Genomic DNA, 2,408 nt, shown 5'->3' with positions numbered 1-2,408 from the left:
TCGGCGCGGTGGTCGGCCTGGCCGTGGTGGCCCTGCTGCTGCCGGTGAACCCGCTGCGGGTGCTGGACCGGGCGGCCGAGCCGGTGTTCGCCGGCCTCACCGCGCGGCTCGACGCCGTCGCGCACGCCCTGGCCTACCGGGACGCCGACGCCGCGATCCGTGCCCTGGAGGACCTGCGCGCGTTGGACGCCGACGTGGGCCGGCTCAACGACGCGATCAGCGGGGCCGAGGAGGTGGTCACCATCGCGCCGGCCCGCTGGCACCGCCGCGCCCAGTTCCACCGGTACGCCAACGCCACCGACCACCTCGAGCGGCTGATCCTGTACGCCCGGTCGGTGGCCCGGCGCGCTGCGACCGCCCTGCAGTACGACGAGCCCGTACCGGCGGAGCTCGCCGACGCCGTGGACCGGCTCAGCGCGGCAGTCCGCGAGCTGCGCCGGGAGTGCCGCTCCGGCAGCGACGACCTGTCCGGTACCCGACGGCTGGTCCGGGAGAGCGCCGAGCTGGCCGGCCGGGCCTGGGCGCGGGGCGTCCGCTCCTTCGGCGACGGGATCATCACCGACCTGCGCACCGCCGACAGCGAGCTACTGCGGGCCACCGGATGCGAGCCGCGGGACGCCAACGCGATGGTGCGCCGGGCGGCCGGCGCGGGGGAGGCGCAGCTGCGCCCGCCCGTACGGGCCCGGATGATCCGGCCGAAGCGGCACACTCCGCGCAACCGCCGCCGGGTCAGGATCATGCGGCGCACCCGTCACCGACGTCGGTCCCAGCCGTGGCGGTCAGCAGGCCACCCACCGGAAACTGGCTCCTCCCGCGGCCGGGCCGCCTGACTAGCGTCTGACCATGAGCATCGACCCGGAGTTGTTGCGCGGGCGTTTCGCCGCCCTCACCACCGCCCACGTCGCCGACGCCTGCCTCCGGGCGGGCGTCCCGGTGCGCTGCGCCCCCGCCGAGGTCCGCCCGGTGCTGCCCGCTGGGCGGATGGCCGGGCGGGCGCTGCCCACCCGGCACGTCGGCAGCGTGGACATCTTCCTCGAAGCCATCGACCGGGCCGCGCCCGGCGACGTGCTCGTCGTGGACAACGACGGACGTACCGACGAGGCCTGCGTCGGCGACCTGGTCGTGCTGGAGGCACAGACGGCGGGCCTGGCCGGCCTGGTGGTCTGGGGCCTGCACCGCGACACCGCGGACATCCGCGCGGTCGGGCTGCCGGTGTTCAGCCTCGGCGCGACACCGACCGGGCCGCAGCGCCTCGACCCCCGGCCCGCCGACGCGCTGGCCTGCGCGCGGGTGGGGGAGTGGACCGTCGGCCCCGGCGACGTCGTGCTGGCCGACGAGGACGGGGTCCTGTTCGTGCCGGCCGACCGGGTGGCGGAACTGTTCGCCGCCGCCGAGTCCATCCGGGACACCGAGCGGCGGCAGGCCGACCTGATCCGGGCTGGCGACCCGCTGCGCGCGCAGGTCGGGTTCGGCGCGTACCTGACGGCCCGGGCGGAGAACCCGGCGCTGACCTTCCGGGAGCACCTGCGCGCCGTCGGCGGCGCGATCGAGGAGTAGTCAGCCGGCCTCGTACGCGGCCACCAGGCGCTTCGGGGCCTGGTGCCCCTTCGTGGCGGTTCAGGCCCCCCGGGCGTACAGGGCCAGCCGTACCCGGTTGGGGCTGTTGGTCTTGGTCATCAGGCTGGTGATGTGGGTCTTCACCGTGGTGACCCCGATGTGCAGCCGCTCGGCGATCTCGCTGTTGGACAGTCCCTCGGCGACCAGGTCCAGCACGTCATGTTCGCGGGCGGTGAGCCCGTCGACCGGGCGGGGCGCCCCGGCGCGGGCCTGCACCGCCCGCTGGACCAGCCGGCGCAGCACCTCCTGGCTGAACGGGCTGTCCCCGCCGGCGGCCCGGCGGATGCCGTCGAGCAGGTTGGCCGGCGGCGCGTCCTTGAGCAGGAAGCCGCAGGCGCCCGCGGTCAGCGCCGGGTAGAGGTGGTCGTCGTCGCCGAACGTGGTGAGCACCAGCACCCGGGTGGCGGGACGGTCGGCGAGGATACGGCTGGTGGCGGTGATCCCGTCGACGCCGGGCATCCGCAGGTCCATCACCACCACGTCGGGCCGCAGCCGCGCGGCCAGGGCGACGCCGTCCCGCCCGTTGTCGGCCTCGCCGACCACCTCGAGGTCGGGCTGGGCGTCGCAGAGCATACGCAGGCCCGCGCGGATGAGGTGCTGGTCGTCGACCAGCAGGACGCGGATCATGCCGGCTCCGGCGCGGCCGTCGCGGTGCGCTGGCCGGGCGGCTGCCCGCCGGTCGGCTCGGCCCCGACCCCGGCCGGCAGGACGGTGCGGACCCGCCAACCCGCGCCGGTCGGCCCGGCCTCCAGCGCGCCGCCGAGCACCTCGACCCGCTCCCGCATGCCGGT

General features: G+C 76.4%; 2 protein-coding genes and 2 pseudogenes. 2 read left to right on the top strand and 2 right to left on the bottom strand.

Translation table 11 applies throughout. The features are described 5' to 3' along the window. Window positions 1-830 (top strand): annotated as a pseudogene (locus ACWEVO_RS35090) (FUSC family protein); the annotation flags it as partial. 13 nt (window positions 831-843) lie between these two features. After that, a complete protein-coding gene (locus tag ACWEVO_RS35085; protein WP_452311708.1) occupies window positions 844-1,557 on the top strand; it encodes an RraA family protein in 714 nt (237 codons plus the stop codon). Between the two features lie 60 nt (window positions 1,558-1,617). On the opposite strand, the gene ACWEVO_RS35080 is transcribed toward ACWEVO_RS35085, so the two are convergent. Both ACWEVO_RS35080 and ACWEVO_RS35075 read right to left on the bottom strand, forming a co-directional pair. Continuing rightward, entirely contained in the window at window positions 1,618-2,244 is a 627-nt protein-coding gene (locus ACWEVO_RS35080; protein WP_452311707.1) for a response regulator, read from the bottom strand. After that, window positions 2,241-2,408 (bottom strand): annotated as a pseudogene (locus tag ACWEVO_RS35075) (two-component sensor histidine kinase); the annotation flags it as partial. The pseudogene ACWEVO_RS35075 and the gene ACWEVO_RS35080, both read right to left, overlap by 4 nt.

The organism is Micromonospora sp. NPDC003776, from assembly GCF_053605645.1.
Note: the sequence above shows the minus strand (reverse complement) of the source record. Positions and strands in the feature narration are given on the sequence as shown.